Source organism: Fusicatenibacter sp. (genome assembly GCF_050872605.1).
Classification (GTDB): Bacteria; Bacillota; Clostridia; order Lachnospirales; family Lachnospiraceae; genus Fusicatenibacter.
Genome location: NZ_JBNMHD010000037.1, coordinates 1 through 18,406, shown reverse-complemented (window position 1 = coordinate 18,406; position 18,406 = coordinate 1). Strand labels below are relative to the sequence as shown.

Annotated in this window: 14 protein-coding genes, 1 other RNA gene and 1 riboswitch; of the genes, 10 read left to right on the top strand and 5 right to left on the bottom strand. The window is 47.6% G+C overall.

Going from position 1 to position 18,406, the window contains the following annotated elements; genetic code table 11:
* The first annotated feature begins 21 nt into the window (after positions 1–21).
* Positions 22–2,031, top strand: coding sequence for a glycoside hydrolase family 127 protein (locus ACY2VT_RS11110; protein WP_461879938.1), 2,010 nt, complete (start codon positions 22–24; stop codon positions 2,029–2,031).
* 152 nt (positions 2,032–2,183) lie between these two features.
* On the opposite strand, the gene ACY2VT_RS11105 is transcribed toward ACY2VT_RS11110, so the two are convergent.
* Positions 2,184–2,795: an ECF transporter S component gene (locus ACY2VT_RS11105; protein ID WP_022463255.1), complete on the bottom strand. Its 612-nt coding sequence runs from the start codon at positions 2,793–2,795 to the stop codon at positions 2,184–2,186.
* Positions 2,792–3,838: a nucleoside hydrolase gene (locus ACY2VT_RS11100; RefSeq protein ID WP_461879937.1), complete on the bottom strand. Its 1,047-nt coding sequence runs from the start codon at positions 3,836–3,838 to the stop codon at positions 2,792–2,794. The genes ACY2VT_RS11105 and ACY2VT_RS11100 overlap by 4 nt, the downstream gene beginning before the upstream one ends.
* A 28-nt stretch (positions 3,839–3,866) precedes the next feature.
* A riboswitch (PreQ1 riboswitch) is annotated at positions 3,867–3,911 on the bottom strand.
* Between the two features lie 145 nt (positions 3,912–4,056).
* On the opposite strand from ACY2VT_RS11100, the gene ACY2VT_RS11095 reads away from it, so the two are divergent.
* The 7 genes from ACY2VT_RS11095 (at position 4,057) to ACY2VT_RS11065 (ending at position 13,493) form a co-directional block, all read left to right on the top strand.
* Positions 4,057–4,539: a hypothetical protein gene (locus ACY2VT_RS11095; RefSeq protein WP_119198474.1), complete on the top strand. Its 483-nt coding sequence runs from the start codon at positions 4,057–4,059 to the stop codon at positions 4,537–4,539.
* A 284-nt stretch (positions 4,540–4,823) separates the two neighbouring features.
* Positions 4,824–5,240, top strand: a complete 417-nt coding sequence (gene rpsL / locus ACY2VT_RS11090; protein ID WP_022463258.1) for a 30S ribosomal protein S12 — start codon at positions 4,824–4,826, stop codon at positions 5,238–5,240.
* A gap of 174 nt (positions 5,241–5,414) precedes the next feature.
* Positions 5,415–5,885 carry a 30S ribosomal protein S7 gene (gene rpsG, locus ACY2VT_RS11085; protein WP_022463259.1) on the top strand — a complete coding sequence of 157 codons (471 nt, stop codon included), beginning with the start codon at positions 5,415–5,417 and terminating at the stop codon, positions 5,883–5,885.
* 15 nt (positions 5,886–5,900) lie between these two features.
* The gene (fusA, locus tag ACY2VT_RS11080) at positions 5,901–8,018 is read left to right on the top strand and encodes an elongation factor G (RefSeq protein WP_461879936.1); all 2,118 of its coding nucleotides are present in this window, start codon (positions 5,901–5,903) and stop codon (positions 8,016–8,018) included.
* Positions 8,019–8,215: 197 nt separating this feature from the next.
* Positions 8,216–9,409, top strand: a complete 1,194-nt coding sequence (gene tuf / locus ACY2VT_RS11075; RefSeq protein ID WP_022463261.1) for an elongation factor Tu — start codon at positions 8,216–8,218, stop codon at positions 9,407–9,409.
* A gap of 211 nt (positions 9,410–9,620) precedes the next feature.
* Positions 9,621–10,076 (top strand): DUF2399 domain-containing protein, encoded by a 456-nt coding sequence (locus tag ACY2VT_RS11070; RefSeq protein WP_117802593.1) that lies wholly within the window; start codon positions 9,621–9,623, stop codon positions 10,074–10,076.
* Positions 10,077–10,097: 21 nt separating this feature from the next.
* Positions 10,098–13,493 carry a DEAD/DEAH box helicase gene (locus ACY2VT_RS11065; RefSeq protein WP_461879935.1) on the top strand — a complete coding sequence of 1,132 codons (3,396 nt, stop codon included), beginning with the start codon at positions 10,098–10,100 and terminating at the stop codon, positions 13,491–13,493.
* 150 nt (positions 13,494–13,643) lie between these two features.
* Here ACY2VT_RS11065 and asnA read toward each other — a convergent pair whose 3' ends face one another.
* The 3 genes from asnA to ACY2VT_RS11050 all read right to left on the bottom strand — a co-directional run bounded on the left by asnA (position 13,644) and on the right by ACY2VT_RS11050 (position 16,600).
* A complete protein-coding gene (gene asnA / locus ACY2VT_RS11060; protein WP_022463264.1) occupies positions 13,644–14,657 on the bottom strand; it encodes an aspartate--ammonia ligase in 1,014 nt (337 codons plus the stop codon).
* A gap of 214 nt (positions 14,658–14,871) precedes the next feature.
* Entirely contained in the window at positions 14,872–15,723 is an 852-nt protein-coding gene (locus ACY2VT_RS11055; protein ID WP_461879934.1) for a sugar phosphate isomerase/epimerase family protein, read from the bottom strand.
* 133 nt (positions 15,724–15,856) lie between these two features.
* Entirely contained in the window at positions 15,857–16,600 is a 744-nt protein-coding gene (locus tag ACY2VT_RS11050; protein WP_022463266.1) for a ThuA domain-containing protein, read from the bottom strand.
* A 284-nt stretch (positions 16,601–16,884) separates the two neighbouring features.
* Here ACY2VT_RS11050 and ffs point away from each other — a divergent pair.
* Together ffs and ACY2VT_RS11040 are read left to right on the top strand one after the other, a co-directional pair.
* Positions 16,885–17,147, top strand: an RNA gene (ffs, locus tag ACY2VT_RS11045) — signal recognition particle sRNA large type.
* 194 nt (positions 17,148–17,341) lie between these two features.
* The coding region (locus ACY2VT_RS11040; protein WP_461879933.1) for a 6-phosphofructokinase at positions 17,342–18,406 on the top strand (1,065 nt) is incomplete at its 3' end.

The window sequence follows — 18,406 nt, the reverse complement described above, 5'->3', positions numbered from 1 at the left end:
ACGAAAAAGGAGACCGAAAAAATGGATCAGAAAAACTTCGGCAAACCATTATCCCTGGCAAAAGTCCAGGTTACTGATGCATTCTGGAAAAAAGAGATGGAGCTTGTCCGCACCGAAGTAATTCCGTATCAGTGGAATGCCTTAAATGACAATGTTCCGGGAGCAGCACCGAGCTTCTGTATGCGGAACTACCGCCGCGCCGGTGAAGTTGAAAAAGAGCGGAAAGCAAAAGGAGACAAATTTGTTCAGATCAAATATCCGCTGGATACTTTTGAGACACTGCAGAAGGATGGCAAAATGGACGGAAGATTTTATGGCTTCCTGTTCCAGGATACCGATTTTACCAAATGGGTGGAGGCAGTTGCGTACTCCCTGACACAGCATCCCGATCCGGAGCTGGAAAAAACGGCAGATGAAGCAATTGAAGTTGTCTGCGCAGCACAGAGAGAAGACGGATACCTCGATACCTACTATCTGATCAACGATCAGGATATGATTTTTACAAACCTTAAGGACAACCATGAGCTGTACTGCTTCGGTCATCTGACGGAAGGCGCCGTAGCCTATTATCAGGCGACCGGAAAAGACCGTCTCTTAAAAGCAGCAGAGCGTTTCGCGGACTTTATTGCCAGCAAACTCGGTCACGGCGAGGGTAAAAAAGCAGGTTATCCTGGTCACGAAATTGCAGAGATGGCTCTGATGCGTCTCTATGATCTGACCGGCGAGCAGAAGTATCTCGATCTTGCAAAATACTTCATCGATGAACGCGGAACAAAACCATACTATTACGATATCGAGCGCGGTCTGACCTGCCCGGAGGGCGAGGAACGATATAGCTACAATCAGGCAAACCGCCCGGTGCGTCAGCAGGATGAGGTGCAGGGGCACTCCGTGCGCGCCGTATATCTCTATTCCGGCATGGCGGATGTGGCAAGGGCAACGCAGGATGAGAGCCTGCTGAAAGCCTGCGAAACTCTCTGGAACAACATGGTGCATCAGAAAATGTACGTCACCGGCGGAATCGGTGCCACTCATATAGGAGAGGCATTCTCTTTCAACTATGACCTGCCAAACGATACCGCTTACGCAGAGACCTGTGCATCCATCGGTCTTGTGTTCTTTGCTCGCCGCATGCTGGAGATTCAGGCAAAAGCAGAGTACGCGGATGTGATGGAATTAGCCCTCTACAATGGCGTTCTCTCCGGAATGGCGCTCGACGGAAAGAGCTTCTTCTATGTCAATCCGCTGGAGGTACTGCCGGAGGCATGTCACAAGGATGAGCGGAAATTCCATGTAAAACCGATCCGCCAGAAATGGTTCGGCTGTGCCTGCTGCCCTCCGAACCTGGCAAGAACGGTAAGCTCAGTTGCATCTTACGCATACACGGAAAACGACACAACCCTGTTTGTCCACTTGTACATGGGTGGAACAGTGGAAGGAGAAAAAGTAAAAGCATCCATCACTTCCGAATTCCCGTGGGACGGCCATGTTTCCGTGACCTGCGAGAGCGATACCAAAGAGCCGTACACCTTTGCATTCCGCATCCCGGGATGGTGTGCTTCTTATGAAAAAGAGATTCCAAAAGGCGCAGAAGTGGAAGAAAAAGACGGGTATCTGTATGTGACAAAAGTATGGGCGAAGGGTGAGACGATCCGCCTGAACTTCCCGATGGAAATCCAGTTTTTGGCATCCAATCCGCTTGTACGCGAGGACGCCGGCCGTGTTGCCGTAAAACGAGGACCGGTTGTTTACTGTATGGAAGAAGCAGACAACGGAAAGAATCTGCATTTGACAAAACTCTGTGTGAATGGTGAAAAAACCGCAGAAGCAGCCGATGAGCTGGGCGAGCACTTTGTGCGCGTAACGGCCGAGGGACGTCGCATGAAGCTGGGCGATGCGGAAAAACAGCCGTTGTATCATCTGTATCAGAAAGAGGAAGAGGAAAAGACGAAACTGAAGCTGATTCCATATTATATGTGGAACAACCGAGGTGAGGGCGAAATGCAGGTATGGATCCGCGCATGTGAATGATTTTATTAAAGAAGAAATAAAAAACTCCGGAAAAGGGATGGCTCCTGATGCAGCCTCCCCTTTTTTCCGGAGTTCTTGTTATGCCAAAATATGAGAATCCTGCAAAAAAGAAAGTGAATTTTTTGCAGGATTCTTTGTGCTATTGGTACAGATTATTTTCTGCTTCTCATAGAAAGACTGCCGAAAGCAGAAGAAACGGCGGGCAGAATCACGAGGACGACCGCAAGGACAATCATTCGATCCACAAAGTCTGTCATGGCCTGTACAACGCAGACAGAGAGAGTCAGATTCATACCGAGGCTGTGAAGCAGCTGCACCAGCACAGTGGAGCCGGAGGAAGTAATTCCACCGAAAACAACCGCGGTGATTGTGGAACTTACCACAGTACCCGGAAGTGAGATCACAAGCGCTGCCGGAAACAGCTTCCAGCCCATGGAGCGGAGGGAAAGACTCTCGCTGCGGGATCCTGCCGTATGGGACGGGCGGAGTCTGCGGAATACAAGGCCGGCAACGAGACCGATGACAAGCTGCACCGGAATATAGTAAAACGCATAGACATCACTCGTCATGCCGGAAATGAGTCCGGAGATCAGTCCCGGAACGAGGCCAGCAGCAGGTCCGAACAGAGCGGCTGCCAGAACTGTTCCGATGGAGTCCAGATAAACCGGAAGACGCAGCAACAGAGCAATGGTACCGCCGAGAATATTGATGACACCGCAGAGCGCGAGTGTCGTGAGCTTTAACGTACGGTTAGTATTCATCATGCCTCGCCTCCCTTCTGAAACATCGTCTCATGTGGGAAGACCGGCGGTGCGGTGAGAATCTGGTCGAGAACCGGTGCGGATTCCTCCTGCGGTACGCCGAGAACGCGCTCAAAGAACATCAGGAAGAAACGGCGCACATCGACCTGCGTCAGAATGTGGCTGTTCGGTGCTTTCTGATAAAAATTCATGGCATCCACAACCGTCTGTCCGATGCAGAGGCCTCCGGTTTCTACCTGCGTATACGCATTAAAACCGCTGCAGAGCGACGGATCCACAAGATAAGCGGCCGCGAGCGGATCGTTGATCACGCATCCGATGACCTTTTCCTGTTTCCAGTGGAAATCAAAGTAGAAGCGCGTCAGCTCCTCAATGCGGGTTCCGACTCCTGGATTTACGCATTTCATATATTCCACAAGATTCGGCGTCAGGACAATTTTTCGTGTGACATCCAGCCCGATCATATGAAGCTTTTTGCCTGTAAGCTGCGGCAGCTCGGAAAACGCGCGGAATACTTCGGCTGCGGCATCCGGGTCGCACCAGTAATTGTACTCGGCAACCGGGGAGCAGTTTCCATGGCTTTTATAGCTTCCGCCCATGGAGACAAGAGACGTCAGGTTTGTCAGGCACTCCGGTGCGCGGGAGATGACTTTTGCAAGGTTCGTCATCGGTCCGAGTGCAAGAATGGTAACATCAGGGGTTGCTTTTAAGGTTTCGATCAGGAAAGAAACAGCGTCCTTGTTTGGCGTAAGGCCTTCGGCATCCGGCCAGCCCGATTCGCCGAGACCGTCCATGCCGTGGGTGTCCATCGCGTCCACGTAGTCGCGGACCAGAGGCGTCTCCTCGCCGACATAAACCGGGACATCTGGTTTTCCAATCATAGAAAGAATTTTGAGGGCATTTTTAGCGCCCATAGAAGCGGGTACATTTCCGCTGACTGTGGTGATGCCGACAAGATCCAGCTCTTTCGAAGCCGCGGCAAGCATCAGGGCGAGAGAATCGTCGATGCCCGGATCACAGTCGATAATCAGTTTTCTTGCATTCATTTTCCAATCTCCTTTGATGAAAATTTTGAGATACTTGGTTTTTTATACTGGGAAGTTCACGAACCAGTCCGGACACCCGCAAAAAGACGGGAAAATCCGATTGCATAAATGCACGGGAAAGAGTATAGCACAGATAAAAAAAAAAATCTAGTAAAACAAACCTTGCCTGTTTTGAAAAAATCGGTTATGGTATAGAAAAGCATACAGCAAATGAGAACATGGGAGAAAAGAAAATGGCAGATGGATTTTTAGCACCAACTGGGAAATTCTATCCCAAAACAGAAAATTTTCATGCGCAGACCGCGCGGGTGATTTTAGGTCCGGACGGCCAGACGGACGAGCCGATCCAGGAGCTTTTGCGCCGCGGCTATATTTTATTTGTAGGATTCCACAAACCAGGCGAACCGGAAAATCTCCATGCCGATATGGATTACGTCCTCGGCGGACCGGGGTATCCGGCGACCGAAGGGCAGAAGGCCTGGATTGCAGAACATACGGAAGAGCTGTCGAGAAAGCAGCAGTTTGACATCAACAACGACGAGACAACCTTTGAGAACTTTTACATCAGCAATGTCCGCATGTTTCCCTGGTGCAAAGGGTGTGCCGAAGAGAAAGCGCGTGACCTCTGGGGCAATGCACAGAGCGAGGAGAAGCCGAAGCGGTGTGATGCGTGTCCGGCCTTCAGGAACCGTCCGCTTTAAAAAAACAGAAAATGTCAGAAAATAATCTGGTGAGATTATAATAGGAAAAAAATACTTTTGCACAGTAATGCATCAATGGGGGAAATCCGCAGAAGCCGCGTAAATACGCGATTTTTTGCGAATTTCCCCCTTGACTTTTGAAAAGACAGACGCTATAATAAACGAGCGTGCGTAAAAGACTGTTTTTTGTGCGCGCAAAAGCTGCAAAGCAATTATGTTGAACTAAAGCAGCCGTATGAAACCCCGTGGGACACACGGAGAAATCTATCAGGAGGTGAAATGGAATGCCAACATTCAACCAGTTAGTAAGAAAAGGCCGTGAGACTTCCGTAAAGAAATCTACCGCGCCGGCACTGCAGAAAAGCTACAATTCTCTGAGAAAGAAATCCACAGATATGTCTTCTCCTCAGAAGAGAGGTGTGTGCACAGCTGTTAAAACTGCTACACCGAAAAAACCTAACTCAGCTCTTCGTAAAATCGCCAGAGTTCGTCTTTCCAACGGAATCGAAGTAACAAGTTACATCCCAGGAGAAGGTCACAACCTTCAGGAGCACAGCGTTGTTCTGATCCGTGGAGGAAGAGTTAAGGACCTGCCAGGTACCAGATACCACATCATCCGTGGTACACTTGATACTGCAGGTGTTGCTAACAGAAAACAGGCCCGTTCTAAATACGGTGCTAAGAGACCGAAAAAGAAATAATTAAGTAAAACGAGTTCGAGATATATCTAGTATCACAAAAAAAGCGAAATGTTGTGCGTTATTCCATAAATCCCCACGGCTGCGGATTTATAGAGAATTTACACGCGCGGACATACTGCAAATAAGTGTGAGTACCGATGATTTAATCGAATGATGGTTAAGGAGGGAAGTAACGTGCCACGTAAAGGACATACTCAGAAAAGAGATGTTTTAGCAGATCCGTTATACAATAACAAAGTGGTAACCAAGCTGATCAACAACATCATGCTGGATGGTAAGAGAGGCGTTGCCCAGAAAATCGTATACGGCGCATTTGCTAAAGTAGAAGAAAAAGCTGGAAAACCAGCAATCGAAGTATTTGAAGAAGCAATGAACAATATTATGCCGGTTCTTGAAGTAAAAGCAAGACGTATCGGTGGTGCTACTTATCAGGTACCGATCGAGGTAAGACCGGACAGACGTCAGGCTCTTGGCCTTCGTTGGCTGACCGCTTATTCTCGCAAGAGAGGCGAGCGTACCATGGAAGACAGACTGGCAAACGAGATTCTGGATGCATCTAACAACACAGGTGCTTCTGTGAAGAAGAAAGAAGAAGTTCATAAGATGGCAGAGGCTAACAAGGCATTTGCTCACTACAGATTCTAAGAGGAGGAAAATCCGTTGGCTGGAAGAGAATATCCATTAGAGAGAACCAGAAACATTGGTATTATGGCTCACATCGATGCAGGTAAAACAACCCTGACCGAGCGTATCCTGTACTATACCGGTGTTAACTACAAGATTGGTGATACTCACGAAGGAACTGCTACCATGGACTGGATGGAACAGGAGCAGGAGCGTGGTATCACAATTACTTCAGCTGCTACAACCTGCCACTGGACTCTGGAAGAGAACTGCAAGCCGAAACCGGGCGCTCTTGAGCACCGTATCAACATCATTGATACCCCAGGCCACGTTGACTTTACCGTAGAGGTAGAGCGTTCTCTTCGTGTACTGGACGGCGCTGTCGGCGTGTTCTGTGCAAAAGGTGGTGTGGAGCCTCAGTCTGAGAACGTATGGCGTCAGGCTGATACCTACAACGTACCGCGTATGGCATTCATCAACAAGATGGACATCCTTGGTGCTGACTTCTACAACGCTGTAGATCAGATCAAGACCAGACTTGGTAAAAATGCTATCTGCCTTCAGCTTCCAATTGGTAAGGAAGATGAATTCAAGGGAATTATCGATCTGTTCGAGATGAAAGCTTACATCTACAACGACGATAAGGGCGATGATATCTCCATCGTTGATATCCCGGAAGATATGAAAGAAGACGCTGAGCTGTATCACACCGAGCTGGTAGAGAAAATCTGCGAGCTGGATGATGAGCTGATGATGCGTTATCTGGATGATGATATCCCGTCTGTAGACGAGATGAAAGCAGTTCTGCGTAAAGCTACCTGCGAGTGTACAGCTGTACCGGTATGCTGCGGTTCTGCATACAGAAACAAAGGTGTTCAGAAACTCCTGGATGCGATCCTTGAGTACATGCCGGCTCCGACCGATATCCCGCCAATCGAGGGTACCGATCTGGACGGAAACCCGATCGTAAGACATTCTTCCGATGAGGAGCCGTTCTCCGCACTGGCATTCAAGATTATGACAGACCCATTCGTTGGTAAGCTGGCATACTTCCGTGTGTATTCAGGAACCATGAACTCCGGTTCTTACGTACTGAATGCAACAAAAGATAAAAAAGAGCGTGTTGGACGTATCCTTCAGATGCATGCAAACAAACGTATGGAGCTGGACAAAGTTTACTCCGGTGACATCGCAGCTGCAATCGGATTCAAGTTCACCACCACAGGTGATACCATCTGCGACGAGCAGCATCCGGTAATCCTTGAGTCTATGGAGTTCCCGGAGCCGGTTATCGAGCTGGCTATCGAGCCTAAGACAAAAGCAGGCCAGGGCAAACTGGGCGAGTCCCTTGCAAAACTGGCTGAGGAGGATCCGACCTTCCGTGCACACACCAATCAGGAAACTGGTCAGACCATCATCGCTGGTATGGGTGAGCTGCATCTGGAAATCATCGTTGACCGTCTGCTTCGTGAGTTCAAAGTAGAGGCTAACGTAGGTGCTCCGCAGGTTGCTTACAAAGAGACCATTACCAAACCGGCAGACATCGACGGCAAATATGCAAAACAGTCTGGTGGACGTGGACAGTATGGTCACTGTAAAGTTAAATTCGAGCCTATGGATGCAAACGGCGAAGAGATTTACAAATTCGAGTCTACCGTTGTCGGTGGAGCTATTCCGAAAGAGTATATCCCGGCTGTAGGCGAAGGTATCGAAGAGGCTATGAAAGCCGGTATCCTGGGAGGCTTCCCGGTAGTCGGTGTTCATGCAAATGTATACGACGGATCTTATCATGAGGTCGATTCTTCTGAGATGGCATTCCACATTGCTGGTTCTCTGGCATTCAAGGAAGCTATGCAGAAGGGTGCTCCGGTTCTTCTTGAGCCTATCATGAAAGTCGAAGTTTCCACTCCGGAAGATTACATGGGTGATGTTATCGGTGATATCAACTCCCGTCGTGGTCGTATCGAGGGTATGGATGACATCGGCGGCGGAAAGATGATCCGTGGATTCGTACCGCTGGCTGAAATGTTCGGTTACGCAACAGACCTTCGTTCTAAAACTCAGGGACGTGGTAACTACTCCATGTTCTTTGATAAATACGAGCAGGTTCCGAAAAACGTACAGGAAAAAGTTCTGTCTGCAAAAGCAAAATAATGTAAGAAAAATAATCGGGTGTGCAGCTGTCAAAGGCTGCACAGCCTAAAAGTATTATTTTTCTGAGATTTTCCTTGCAAATAAGACGGAAATGCAATATAATCAGACTTAGCAGGTTTACGATTCAGGTGGGTTCCTGCCACCAATTTAGTCTCAAAAAAGCCCACTGGGCGCAATTTTAAGGAGGACATTTTAAAATGGCTAAAGCTAAATTTGAAAGAACAAAACCGCATTGTAACATTGGTACCATCGGCCACGTTGACCATGGTAAAACAACTCTGACCGCAGCTATCACAAAAGTACTTTCTACCAGAGTAGAAGGAAACACTGCTGAGAACTTCGAAGATATCGATAAAGCTCCGGAAGAGAGAGAGCGTGGTATCACAATCTCTACTGCACACGTTGAGTATCAGACAGAGAAAAGACACTATGCACACGTTGACTGCCCAGGCCATGCTGACTATGTAAAGAACATGATCACTGGTGCTGCACAGATGGACGGAGCTATCCTTGTAGTAGCTGCTACAGACGGTGTTATGGCTCAGACAAAAGAGCACATCCTTCTGTCCCGTCAGGTAGGTGTACCTTACATCGTTGTATTCATGAACAAATGCGATATGGTAGACGACGAAGAGCTGCTTGAGCTGGTAGACATGGAGATCCGTGAGCTGCTGAACGAGTATGACTTCCCGGGAGATGACACTCCGATCATCCAGGGTTCTGCTCTGAAAGCTCTGGAAGATCCGGCTGGCCCATGGGGAGATAAAATCATGGAGCTTATGGATGCAGTAGATAGCTGGATCCCGGATCCGCAGCGTGACACTGATAAAGATTTCATCATGCCTGTAGAGGACGTATTCACCATCACTGGTCGTGGTACTGTTGCTACTGGCCGTGTTGAGGCTGGTGTTCTTCATCTGAATGAGGAAGTTGAAATCGCAGGTCTGAAAGAAGAGACCAAAAAAACTGTTGTAACTGGTATCGAGATGTTCCGTAAACTCCTCGATGAGGCTCAGGCTGGTGATAACATCGGTGCTCTGCTTCGTGGTGTTCAGAGAACAGAGATCGAAAGAGGACAGGTTCTGGCTAAACCAGGTACCGTTCACTGCCATACCAAATTTACCGCTCAGGTATACGTTCTGACAAAAGACGAGGGTGGCCGTCATACTCCATTCTTCAACAACTATCGTCCGCAGTTCTACTTCCGTACAACTGACGTAACAGGTGTTATCACTCTTCCGGAAGGAACTGAGATGTGCATGCCTGGCGATAACGTTGAGATGACCATCGAACTGATCCACCCGATCGCTATGGATCAGGGTCTTACCTTCGCTATCCGTGAGGGTGGCCGTACCGTTGGATCAGGCCGTGTTGCTACTCTGATCGACTAATTATCGGTAGACTATTCTAAATAAAATATAATTGTATCGAAAGATACTTGTGCTCAAACGTAAGAGACCCCGGCGCCGTAAGGCGGCCGGGGTTTTTCTGTTTTTAACCAAAAGAAACTTATCATATATAGCAGGATATGATATAATTTTTATTAGTTGAAATAAAAGAGAATAAGAAAGGAAAAAAGGATGGACTACTTGGAGGCAATTGATGAAACCTCTTATTTATCAGTACCGAATGCAATGGAGAGAACTGCTGCAGTGCGTGGGAATTGTGCCGGATAACATTTCTTCCCTGGTACATGCGTTTGGAATTCGTTTGAAAAAACAGGAGATATGGCATCCGGCATATGAAGCCTTTTGCCGATGCGGGGAACCGTATGTGCTTACCATGGAAAATCTGAAGGGTATTACAGAAGTACAGCCTGTCGGAACGTGTGTATACATTGTGGAAAACGAAATGGTATTCAGCTATCTTATGGAACAGGTGCAGGGAAAGAATGTGTCGCTGCTGTGTACGTCGGGACAGCCGCGGTATGCAGCATTAAAACTGATTTCGTTGATCGTACAGAGTGGGATTCCCATTTACTACAGTGGAGATCTTGACCCGGATGTGATCAAAACCAGAATCTGTAAAATACGAATTGTGAATGATGGGAAAAGATAGAACAGAAAGGATTTTACCAGCATGATTACAAAGGCGGACATCAAACAGGAGACGAATTCCGTATCATATAACCGTGGAAAAAAGATCTATGAAGAACAGAAAGTGCATGCTTTTCAGGTACAGGAAATGGAGGATATTTTCGGATATCAACTGCATAAAATTACAGCTGTCGTAGACGGAAGCGGAAAAAATATGTATTGTGTCAGCGTTTCTGTAGATGAAGAAATGTCTGAAATTATGGAAGATGATTGTGATTGTCCGGCACATGAGCAGTACTGGGGATTGTGCAAACATTGTGTTGCTGTTTTGCTGTACTATCTTGAATGGCGGAAAAAAGAGAGAAAAAAACTGGAAGAAAAAGTGAGAAATGACGAAGAACATCAGGAACTGGAGCAGCTTCTTCGTGCTGTCGGCGTGAAAAAAGGAATGGAAGAATTCCAGGGAAAACATAAAATTGTCAGAAAAGTAGTAAAACCAACACCAAAAGCAGAGACAAGCCCCGGTTTTTCTGAACTGCTTTCACATTATGTGATGCGGGATCAGGTTGCTTTTCTGCCGAAAGCAAAAGCAGGTCAGGTTAAACTGGAAATTCATCTGGAGAGCCAGTTTGACGATTCCTTTCGGGCAGAATTTAAAATCGGAAGCAAAAGGATGTATGTATTAAAAAGTGTTTCCAAAATGACAGCAGCTGTAAAAAATATGGAAACGGTCAGCTACGGTGCGCAGCTTTCTTTTTTGCACTGTATGGATGCTTTTGAAGAAGAAAGCCGTCCGATGGTAAAATTTCTGAGTGCATATACCATGGAATGCGGCTCATGCTATCAGATAGGTACCGGCAGCTATGCGTCCTGTTTTGATGACCGTTATGTGATGATTTCTGTGCAGAATATGGATGAATTTTTTGAGGCTGTTGGCAGCCAGGAGTTCTTTTGTCGTACGAACTGGAGAGAAGAAAAACTGTGGCACTGCCAGGAGGGGATGCCGCAGTATGAAATGAAGCTTTTACGGAAAGCAGATGGCCTAAAGGTACAGATGTATGCGGATCCCATTTTTTATGGCAGAAAATATTTGTATTTTCTTTCAGAAAAAAATGCAATTTACCGAATCCCAAGGGAAGAGATAGCAGAAGTCTGCGACTTCCTGGAATATATGGAGCGATGTCCGGACGGAGTCTGTGAAATTGCAAAAGAAGATATCCCGACCTTCTGCCAGGGACTTCTCCCGGTGTTGGAGGAACATTTTAAGGTAAAAAAAGAAGAAAAACTGGAATTACAGCAGTATCTTCCGCCGCAGGTGGAATTTCAGATTTATCTGGATGCGCCGCAGCATGATATGATTATCTGCGAACTTCTGGCTGTCTATGGCGAGAAAAAATACAATGTTTTTGCAGATGCAAACGATATCCATCAGCTTTCCCATGGCCGTGATGTACGGAAAGAAGCAGCGGCAAACCAGCTCGTTCGATCCTGTTTCAGCGCCTATGATGCGCGGAAACATCAGATGCTTCTCCAGGGAGCCGATGAGATGTATGAGTTTTTAAGCAGCGGTATGGAAGATCTGCAGAAACTGGGCGAAATTTTTGTTTCTGACCGGTTAAAAGCGATCCGTGTCATCCCGTCCCCGAAAGTTTCTGTCGGTGTATCCCTCGCAGAAAATGTACTGGAACTTCATTTGAATCCGGGCAATTTTGGCATGGAGGAACTGGCAGAGATTCTTTCAAAATATGACCGGAAAAAGAAATTTTACCGCCTGAGGACCGGTGAATTTATGGATATGGACGAGGACGGTATCCGCGTTCTCTCGGAACTGCGGGAAAATCTGCAGATCTCCGAGGCAAAGCTGAAGAGCGGCGAGATCACAATTCCGAAATACCGAGCACTCTACCTCGATACCCGTTTAAAAGAGCAGGATGATCTTCAGGTTGAGAAAAACCGCGAGTTCCGTATGCTGATCCGAAATATGAAAACTGCAGAGGAGAACGATTTTGAACTTCCGGACAATCTGCAGGCCCAGCTCCGTGAATATCAGAAAACAGGATTCTGGTGGCTGAAAACCTTATGCCAGAACGGCTTTGGCGGTATTCTGGCGGATGATATGGGACTTGGAAAGACGCTGCAGACCATCGCCTTTCTCTTATCTGAAATGCAGGAAGCACCCGAAGATGCAAATCGTCGTTCTTTGATCGTTGCACCGGCATCTCTCGTCTATAACTGGGAGAGCGAATGTGCCCGCTTTGCTCCGGAGCTGCAGACGAGACTCGTCGCCGGCACACAGGAACAGAGGAAAGAGATGATCCAAAATGCCGGTATGCAGGATATTTTGATTACCTCGTACGATTTGCTCCGCCGCGATATCGAACTGTATCAGGACCTCCCGTTCTTCTGCGAGATCATTGATGAGGCGCAGTTCATCAAAAATCACGCAACGCAGGGAGCAAAAGCCGTGAAAACGATCCATGCATCGTTCCGCCTGGCATTAACCGGAACACCGGTAGAAAACCAGTTAAGTGAACTATGGAGCATCTTTGATTATCTGATGCCGGGATTCCTCTATGGATATCAGAAATTCCGCGAGCAGTTTGAACTTCCGATTGTGCGGAACGGCGACGAAGAAAGATTAGAACGTCTGCAAAAGATGATCCGTCCGTTTATTCTGCGCCGTCTGAAGAAGGAAGTGCTGAAGGATCTGCCGGACAAAATTGAGAAAAATATGGCTGCCCGCATGGAACAGAAGCAGAAGGAGCTGTATCATGCACATGCCCAGCGGCTGGCGCTTATGCTGCAGAACCAGACAGAGGAAGAATTTGCCGATTCCAGGTTCCAGGTGCTCTCTGAACTGACGCGGCTGCGTCAGCTCTGCTGTGATCCTGCGCTTGTTTACGAAAATTACGAAGGCGGTTCGGCAAAACTCGATCTCTGCATCGAGTTGATTCAGAGTGCCGTGGAATCCGGCCACAAAATCCTGCTGTTCTCCCAGTTCACTTCGATGATCGAGATCCTGACCGCGCGTCTGCAGGAAGAAAGCATCAGCTACTTTGTCCTGCAGGGAAGCACGAAAAAAGAGCAGCGTGCACAAATGGTGGAACAGTTCAACCGGGATGACACGTCTGTATTCTGTATTTCCCTGAAAGCAGGTGGAACCGGCCTGAACCTGACCGGCGCGGATATCGTCATCCATTACGATCCATGGTGGAATGTTGCTGTTGAAAATCAGGCGACAGACCGTGCACATCGTATTGGGCAGAAAAATGTTGTGACGGTATACAAATTGATTGCAAAAGGAACCATCGAGGAAAAAATCATCAAGCTTCAGCAGATGAAAAAAGAGCTGGCGGAAGAGATCCTTTCCGGTGATGAAATTAAGACAGCATCCTTTCAGAGAGAGGAACTGCTTGAGCTTTTGGAAGAACGGTTCTGAAACCGCGAAAAACAGAAAAAGATTTGATGTAAGGACGAAATGCAGCAGCAATGCAGGAAAATATAAAAGGGATACGTTTCTGTCATACCCTGAAAACGGGCGGACAGGAAACGTATCCCTTTTACAGTAATAGTCTATTCGAAACCAATCTTACAGAAGCTGAATATTCATCACATCCATCACCTCTCGTGTCTCCATCGGCCATACCGAGCACTGTACCTCTCCGATGTGCGCTTTGCGCAGGAAAAACATACAGATACGGGACTGTCCGATACCACCGCCGATTGTCTGCGGGAGAGTGCCGTTCAGAATGGATTTCTGGAAGGGAAGCTTCGCGCGGGACTGGCATCCGCATTCCTTTAACTGGGCGCGGAGAGCATCTGCGTTGACGCGGATACCCATGGAGGAGAGCTCAAGAGCGATGTCAAGCACTGGATAATAAACGATCAGGTCGCCGTTTAAGGACCAGTCGTCGTAGTCCGGGGAACGTCCGTCCTGACGCTCTCCGGAAGCAAGCACGCCGCCGATCTGCATAATAAAGACAGCACCTTTTTCTTTGGTGATTGTATACTCTCTTTCCTTTGGAGTCAGATCCGGATAGCGATCCTCAAGTTCCTGGGAAGTGATAAAGAAAATTTCATCCGGCAGAATGGTTTCGATGTAGTCGTACTGGTCTGCCATATGTTTTTCCGTGTTTTTCAGTGCCTCATAGATATCTTTTACGGTACTCTTTAAGAAATCAAGATTGCGTTCTTCCGGGGACATGATTTTTTCCCAGTCCCACTGATCCACGTAAACGGAGTGAATGTTGTCGGTCACCTCGTCCTGGCGGATGGCGTTCATATCGGTGTAGATGCCTTCTCCCTCAGAGAAGCCGTATTTGTGAAGTGCATACCGTTTCCATTTTGCCAGAGACTGAACAATTTCAGCGGTTTTCTTGGTACCCTGATCCTTTAACTCAAAAGAAACCGGGTGTTCTACGCCATTCAGATTGTCATTCAAGCCGGTTTCCGGCTGTACAAAAAGTGGAGCTGTTACACGGAGTAGATGTAGACGATGTGTCAGCTCATGCTGGAAATAATCCTTTACTGTTTTAATTGCCACCTGTGTATCGTGGAGGTTTAATGCAGATTTGTAACCCTGCGGAATAATAATTTCTCCCATTACTTTAAAACCCTCTTGTTTTAGATTTGCTTTTCGAATCATGCCTTCTCAAAAAGCTTCAAATTTAGTTTACCATGTTTTCCCTGGAAAGCAAGGAAAAGATACGAAAAAACCAAAGATAGTAAAGAATTTTTTCGACATATTTTCCTTGCTGAATTTCTCCCCGGAAATACGAAATTTTCCGAAAATCAGAGCGCTTATGAAAGAGGCGGAATTATTTGGAAACCCACTGGCGCAGAAACGCTGCGGACTGTTCGATGAACGATAACTGATCCGGTGCATCGAAATGCTCGATGGCGAGATAACCGTCGTAATCGCACGCTTCTAAATCTGTAAGAAGCTTTGCCATCGGCAGATATCCCGTTCCGGCCGGTGTCTGGCCAAGGCCGCGGCAGAAACGTCCGTGAACGAGCGGACTTTCGGCACGATCCTTACAGTGAACATGGACAATATAATCCTTCAGAAGCCAGGCAGCATACGAAACATCCTCATCACTGAAAGCAAAATTTCCGATATCAAGCGTATACCGCAGCCCCGGCACGTGCTCCATAAACCAGAGCAGCGGATATGTGCGTGCAAACGGCTGTAAAAAACCGTCAAAGTCCTCTAAGGTAATCGAAACGCCACGTAAAGCCGCATATTCGGCGAGTGAGGAAAGCGCATGTACCATATTTTGAATCGATTTGTTTTCGGCCATAAAAGTACTCGTTGCCTCATAGGTGCTGCTGCAGGCTGCAAGCTCTGCCGCTTCGGCAGTTTCAAGCGCGCCTGCAACAAACAGGACACGCGAAACCTGCTGCGATGCCGCAGTATCGAGCATCTGCTGTGCTCTGCCAAGATCCGTATCATGGGAAAAATCAAAGGTTTCATGCATACAGCTGATCACCAGCCCCGCATCGGAAAGCATCGGGGCAATGACCTCTTTTTCTGATGCAAACAGACTGTAGTTCATCTCAACAGCCGAAATTCCCTGCTCCCTGCAGAACGCGAGCACTTCCGGAATCGTCTTACCGGACTGCTCACACGCCTGTAGAATGTGTTCGTAAAAAACGGAAAGCTTTCTCATATAATATTTCCTCCTGATTTATGCAATGTGTACGCAGATTCCATCCGTGTATTGCAGAACATTTTTAATCGTGAAATCAGACCCCTGTTTTGAAAAAATCAAACGGGATACAGATATCGGTAAACGGCAGCTGCTATTTTTGGTGTGAAGAAAGATACACTTCCTCCGTAGATGGATTTACCCATGCATTATCCAGTGGTGCCGGTCTTCGTACTACAGGAACGCACCAGCGCACCCCATTTTTGATAATCTTCTGAATCACCGGCATATGGTAAATGGGGTATTCCTCGTGTCCCGGCTGAAAATAGAAAATTTTGCCCAGCCCACGTGTAAAGGTGCATCCGCTGCGGAACACCTCACCGCCTGCAAACCATCCCGTAAATACCACATCATCCGGTTTGGGAATATCAAAAAACTCCCCATACATCTCTTCCTCCGGAATATCCACCCATGCCGGAATTCCCTGCGCGATCGGATGGGTCGGACACGTACAGAACAGTCTCTCACGATCCCCATGCCGCCACCGAAGCGTCATACTTGTTCCGAGAAGCTTCCGCATAATCTTGGAATAATGCCCTGAATGCAGAACTACCAGCCCCATTCCGGCCAGCACATGACGCCGAACCCGCTCGGCCACATCGTCCGAGAACTCCTCCTGCAGCATATGATTCCAGAACACCAGCACATCGGTATTTGCCAGCACTTCTTCCGTCAGCCCATGCTCCTTCTCGTCAAACACAGCCGTCCGAACCGAAAGCTCCTCCTCTTGTCTCAGAAACTTTGCAATACAGGTGTGAATCCCGTCCGGATAAATCTCTTTCACTTTCTCCTGCGTTCGCTCATGCTGAAACTCATTCCAGACCGTAACTCGTATCATTCGTCCATCCTCCTTCTATAAGAAAAAATGTATCATTTTCAAAAAATTATCGATAGCAAATCTTGAAAATAATGAAAAAAGCAGTGTTGCAGAGTGAGGATTGTAAAAAACAGATGGAAAGGCGTACCAGGGTACGACGAAAATCTGTGAAGCAGTCGTTCACACTCGGCGGTACTGAATTTTTGCGTTATTTTCTGGCCTTACTATAAATTATACTCGTGCTATATCAATATTTCAATTCACAAATTCCTTGACATCCCCTCCGAAATCCCGTATACTAAACAATGCGCAGCCGGGGAGATAGCGGTGCCCTGTACCCGCAATCCGCTACAGCGGGGGTGATGCCAATCCGAGGGCTCTTTCATTGCGAAGCTGCCTTCTATAAGTGACGTTGACGTCTGGGTCTTACGCAACAGGACTCCATGAACCGTGTCAGGGCAGGAATGCAGCAGCACTAAGTGGAACCTCCTGTGTGCCGTGAGGGTGCCTGGGCCGAGTAGGCTGTAGGAGTAACGTTTGTGGTGAGAGTTCGAAGTGCGGCGCGCATAAAAAAGAAAATCCAAGGAAGCCTGAACCCCAGACTTCCTTTTTTCGTACAAAAAATAGAAACTCCCGCGCTTTCTTCCCCCGAACTATTGTGAGAACGAAAAAAATAGGGTATAATGTAAACATTCCATAATACTGCCAAGAAACAAGAAGCAGTCGTGAAAATCTAATAAAGAACAGGATGGGAAAAGTCATATGTTAAGAATTGGTCTGTTAACAAGCGGCGGAGACTGCCAGGCATTAAATGCGACCATGCGCGGAGTCGTAAAAGGCCTTGCAAACAATGTAAAAGATCTCGAAGTATACGGATTCATGAACGGCTATAAAGGCCTCATCTACAGCGATTACCGCATGCTCAGTACAAAAGATTTTTCCGGTATATTAACACAGGGAGGAACTATTCTCGGAACCTCACGTCAGCCGTTCAAGCTGATGCGTACCCCGGATGCAAACGGTCTGGACAAAGTGGAAGCAATGAAGCATACCTACCACAAGCTCCTTCTGGACTGCCTTGTCATTCTTGGCGGAAACGGAACCCAGAAAACAGCAAACCTCTTGAGAGAGGAAGGACTGAATATTATCCATCTTCCGAAAACCATCGATAATGATATCTACGGAACGGATATGACCTTCGGTTTCTACAGTGCCGTCAATATTGCATCCGATGCGATTGACTGCATCCATACAACAGCCTCCTCTCACCAGAGAGTTTTTATCGTAGAGGTTATGGGTCATAAAGTAGGCTGGCTGACGCTGTACGCCGGAATCGCAAGCGGCGCAGACGTTATCCTGATTCCGGAAATTCCATACGATATTGAAAAAGTATGCGAGGCCATCAACAAACGAAAAGAGCGCGGAAGCGGATTCACCATTCTTGCCGTTGCCGAGGGTGCAATTGCAAAAGAAGACGCAGCACTTCCGAAGAAAGAGCTGAAAAAACGTCAGGAAGAAATTGCAAAGAAATACCCGTCCGTATCCTACAAGATCGCAGAAGAGATCGAGGCAAAGACAGGCATGGAAATCCGCGTCACCGTACCGGGCCACATGCAGCGAGGCGGCAGCCCGTGTCCGTATGACCGTGTCCTTTCCACAAGACTCGGATCCGAGGCAGCACAGCTTATTCTGGACAAACAGTACGGCTACATGGTCGGAATGGTCAACGGAAAAGTAAAGAAAATTCCGCTGGGCGAGTGCGCCGGAAAATTAAAGACCGTAGATCCGAATGCACAGGAAGTCCTGCAGGCAAAACGGATGGGAATC